Consider the following 4,832-nt stretch of genomic DNA (forward strand, 5'->3'; position numbering starts at 1 on the left):
CTGGATAGTTGTTGCGTCGTAAATGCGCCAGCCATGTCGGGCACATTTCCGTAGTGCGCGACCGGACTCATCATCGATCCGCGAACGCCCAGGTTGTCTGTCACCCCACCATCGACCAGTTGCACAATCGGCATGCGACCCGGTCGGCTGTAGCGCTCGAGCGCGCGGGCGACGGCATAGCGACGGTCGAACGGGCTGTCCTCGGCGAGTGCCTGATCGACCCACGAATCGTGCCGCTGCGGACAGTCCTCGTAGTTACGCAAGGCGATCGTCGCAAACACCACCGGCACGGCGGATGAAGCCGCTACTGAGTTAGCCACCGGATAATCTGACAGACTGGAACAGAGGAAGTCGAACTGCTGTTGAATGAATGAGAAGGTCGCACCGTTGTTCAGATCGCTTGCATTGATGATGACGAAAGGCAGGTTGCCCCGCGATATGTCGGCAAAGGTCTTGTACTCGAACAGCTCCCGATCGAACCACTGGGCAGCCAGGTCCGAGCGGTTAAAGTCGCCTGAAGCAAGCCGGGCCAGGTTCAGTGGATTGAATAGTTGGCTGACCAGTTCGGCCTGCGTATCACGCAGCAGGAAGCGGGGCTCGAAATCGGTGAAGATGCGGTCGCCAAACAAGCCGTAGTAGGCGGCAGTGAAACTACCGCCGGATACTGAAGTGACGACGTCGACTTCGTCGAGCAGGCGGCGCTGCCGTCCGCCGATTACGATCTTTGTGTCGCGAAGTTTCTCCAAAATCCCATAGGCGAAGGCGGCCGACCGGGTACCACCACCGGAAAATGCCAGTACGATAAAAACGTCGGCGGCGTTGGCCGGGAGGCGTGTGCGAAAAACGTAGGCATCGCGCGGATCAAGTTTATCTATGGGCTGGTTCCAGATGCGTGTCGCGCATCCGGTCACTGCCAGCATTGTCATGCCGAGCAGGACAGCACGCGCAAGCACTCGTCGTGCTCGGCCACCGGTCCAAAACTCGCCCAGTGCTCTGATTTCCCGGTCGCGACACCCGATACGCAAAGAGTGGACTCGGCAAGGTTGGATGTTCGTGCCGAGCTGGCGGGATCGCAATGCGAAGCACCACCGCGAATCGTTGTGGAATCGAGGTAGCCGAACCGTGCGTTGGCATAAATTCATTTCTTTCGTCCATTTATAGATCAGTGGTAGAAACCTAACCCAATCAGAACCGGTCGCCCAGCTCAATCATATGGTTATTAAGGGAAGGTATTTGGATTAACTGATTCATTTCGCTAAATGTTCCCACATGCAACCATAGCGTCTGCAACTTTGACAAACCCCGCAATATTTGCTCCTTTGCGGTAATTAATGTAACCACCCTCGGTGCCGTACTTGACACATTTATCGTGGATATTCTTCATGATTCTATACAAGCGCTTTTCGATGTCATCTTCCGACCACGACAGGCGCATACTATTTTGGGTCATTTCAAGGCCGGATACCGCTACTCCTCCTGCATTGGCGGCTTTGCTCGGTGCGTACATGATTTTCGCCTCATCGTAGACATCTACCCCGGCCTGCATGGTTGGCATGTTGGCGCCTTCAGCCACGGCAATACATCCGTTCCGGATTAACATTCCGGCATCATCCCCGCTGATTTCATTTTGAGTCGCACAGGGAAAGGCAAGATCGCATGATACACCCCACGGGCGCTGATCCTTGTAAAATTCTACACCATATTTGTCGGCGTACTCGTGTATCCTGCCGCGGGTTACATTTTTTAGTTGTTTTACAAAAGCCAGTTTTTCGGTATCGATGCCATCCGGATCGAAGATAAACCCCGAACTATCTGACATCGTAACCGCTTTACCCCCCATCTGGTAAATCTTTTCGACGGTGTGCTGGGCAACGTTACCGGATCCGGAAACAATGGCGGTCTTACCCTTCAGTCCGTCTCCTTTTCGGTTGAGCATATTTTCCATCATAAAAACACAGCCATAACCGGTGGCTTCTGCCCGTATCTGACTACCGCCGAAGGAGAGTCCCTTGCCGGTGAGTACTCCGGTAAACTCGCGGGTCATATGTTTGTACTGACCAAACATATAACTGATTTCACGAGCACCGACACCCATATCACCCGCCGGAACATCGGTAAACGGACCAATATGGTGCCACAACACCGACATAAACCGCTGGCAAAAACGCATGACTTCCTGCTCAGATTTTCCCTTGGGATTAAAATCGGCTCCGCCCTTTGCTCCCCCCATGGGAAGGCCTGTCAGGCTGTTTTTAAGTGTTTGTTCAAACGCCAAGAATTTTAGCGTATCCAGCGTCAAATCGCGATGAAAGCGAAGACCACCCTTGTATGGCCCGATTGCATTGTTGTGTTGAATGCGATAGCCCCGATTGGCACGAAAATGTCCGTGATCGTCTTCCCAATTTACTCGAAAAATAATAATCTGATCCGGTTCGGTAAGCCGTTCGAGTATTTGATGATCTCCATAGATCGGGTTTTCTCGAATAAATGGAATGATATCGACTGCAACTTCATAGACCGACTGATGAAATTCAGGTTGTCCTGGATTGCGTCGGCCGAACCCGCTCATAAAATCATCTAAACGTTGTTTTGCAGATATTTCCATAATAGTCTCCATCGTAGCCTAACCATAAAGAATTTTGGATATTTGTCGACAGTAGCGATTCCTCCTTCCGTTAGTTGGCTGATTAATTCCACGGCTATTCATTCAGTGACCAATCATATCCAAGGTATTTAACCGAATAGCCGCCAGCCGCAAGATAATCGGCGTCCGCTACGGAAAGGTAACCTGAGCAGAAGTTCGCCACGGCCTGCTGGGTTTTCTTGATTCCGGCAAAGCCCTCGGCCGGGGAATACTTGCCCAGGAAATCTTCGCCGTACCATTTAAAAATAGACGAGAAGTAGACTACACCCGCCTGACGATCGATGCGCAGGCCGGCCGAAGAAGAAAGATATTGCCGGGACTGCTCGTCGAGTTGATCATTCAGCTTTTCAGGTAGGTAAGCGTCACTGCGCAACACAGGGCACCCTTTTGCCGCACAGACCAGCGCCATGTGGATCCGCGGTTCGTCGTACTGCTTTCGAATGATATCATGCTCGAGATTATTTAAGGTAATGACCTTTCCGAACAGCCGCACCACCGGCTGATCCCACGGCCCTTTGAAGATACTGCCGATATCTTTAATGGTCTCCACTGGATAATGGTCAAGAATCAGCCGCAGGGTGGCTGCATTGTAGAGGTTGGTCAAAAATACCAACCGTTGGGATTCGGCCCATGTGTTAAATTGGGCTTCAGAAACACCGGCGGCGCTGTCAAGATACCGGTCAAGTGTGCGGGGGGCGGCTTTCAAACCTTTATAGTTCACCCGGCCATCTGTGACGGTTGCCTTCAACACCCCTTCATAGTCTGCATACGTTTGGTCAAACGACTGTGCAGCCGAAATACCTGCCGTACTTATCAATACTGCCGACAGAAGCATGGTGCCCATGAGACGAAGCAAATGTGTGTGGTTGAATGCTTTCATTGGATTTACTCCTCAACGTTTTAAGGCCATGAGACGGTGGAACAAACCTTTGACGGTCGGGGTGAGGCGTGACCGGTTGTAGGCATCGCCGCATTGGCGAATCGCTTCGGCTGCAGTCGGGTAAGGATGGATCACATTGGCCAGTTTGCCAAGCCCCATCCCGCCCTGCATCGCCACGGTAATCTCACTGATCATATCACCGGCATGACTGCCAACAATCGTCGCCCCCAGGATCTGGTCGGTACCCTTCTTGACATGAATCTTCACAAAACCGTCGGTCTCGCCATCGACAATGCCCCGGTCGACATCGGCAAATTCCCGCGTGAAGGTTGCAAATGCGATGTTGCGCTCTTTAAGGTCTTTCTCATAGAGGCCCACATGCGCCACTTCGGGGTCCGTATATGTAGCCCACGGGATGAGCAGGTTGGAAAAATTGTCACGGCCAAAAAACAATGCGTTGCGGATCACCATGCGCGCCCCGAAGTCCGCCATGTGCGTAAACTGGTATTTGCTGGCCACATCACCGACCGCGTATATATTGGGGTTGGTAGTTTGCAGCCTGTCGTTGACCACAACGCCCATGCGCGCATCGTATTCCACGCCGGCCTTCCCAAGGCCCAAACCCTTGACAGTTGGTTTGCGTCCCGTAGCGATAAGCAAAGCGTCGAATTCCAGCCGTTGTTCCTCATTGCCCTGGTCCAGAACGATGGTCACCGGCGGTTTTCCGTTTTGGCTCTCTACACCCCGGAAATTGACATGGTAGACGAACGTGACCCCGTCCCTGCGCAGCGTCTTTTCCACAATCTTGGCCGCGTCTGGATCTTCTTTGGGTAGAATGGCGTCGCTGCGCGAAAAGACGGATACTTGTGAACCGAAGCGCTGAAACGCCTGGGCCAGTTCGATCCCGATGGGACCGGCACCGATGACCGCCAACCGCCGGGGCAGCGCGGTCAAATTGAATACGCTTGCATTGGTCAGATAAGGCGCTTCCTTGAGACCCGGAATAGGGGGAATGGCCGCGGTGCCGCCGGTGGCAACCACCGCTTTGGCGAATTTGAGGGTCTTGCCGTTGACTTCGATACGGTTTTTGCCGGTAAATGCACCCTTGCCGATAAAAAGATCCACGCCAAGCTGATTGGCGTAGCGTTCGGCCGAGTCGACGGGCGCAATGCTCGCCCGCAGGCGACGCAAGCGTTCCATTACGAAGCCAAAATCCACGGAAACGTCACCCTCGATGTTGACGCCGTATTGGGAAGCATGGCGCACCGCGGCAGCCGCCTTGGCACAGCGCAGCAAGGCCTTGGACGG

At 53.4% G+C, this 4,832-nt stretch carries 4 protein-coding genes; all 4 read right to left on the minus strand.

Annotation, left to right across the window (positions count from 1 at the left end; genetic code table 11):
• Positions 1-920 (minus strand): patatin-like phospholipase family protein (locus tag QNK41_RS20575; protein WP_319260980.1); only part of this gene is annotated, 920 nt, incomplete at its 3' end.
• 335 nt (positions 921-1,255) lie between these two features.
• On the minus strand, positions 1,256-2,605 hold the full coding sequence (gdhA, locus tag QNK41_RS20580) for an NADP-specific glutamate dehydrogenase (protein WP_319260982.1): 1,350 nt from the start codon (positions 2,603-2,605) through the stop codon (positions 1,256-1,258).
• Between the two features lie 94 nt (positions 2,606-2,699).
• Complete coding sequence (locus QNK41_RS20585; RefSeq protein ID WP_319260985.1) at positions 2,700-3,524, minus strand: DUF547 domain-containing protein; 825 nt, start codon at positions 3,522-3,524, stop codon at positions 2,700-2,702.
• A 12-nt stretch (positions 3,525-3,536) separates the two neighbouring features.
• Positions 3,537-4,832 (minus strand): mercuric reductase (locus QNK41_RS20590; protein ID WP_319260987.1); only part of this gene is annotated, 1,296 nt, incomplete at its 5' end.

Source organism: Desulfosarcina sp. (assembly GCF_033791525.1).
Taxonomy (GTDB): Bacteria; Desulfobacterota; Desulfobacteria; order Desulfobacterales; family Desulfosarcinaceae; genus Desulfosarcina.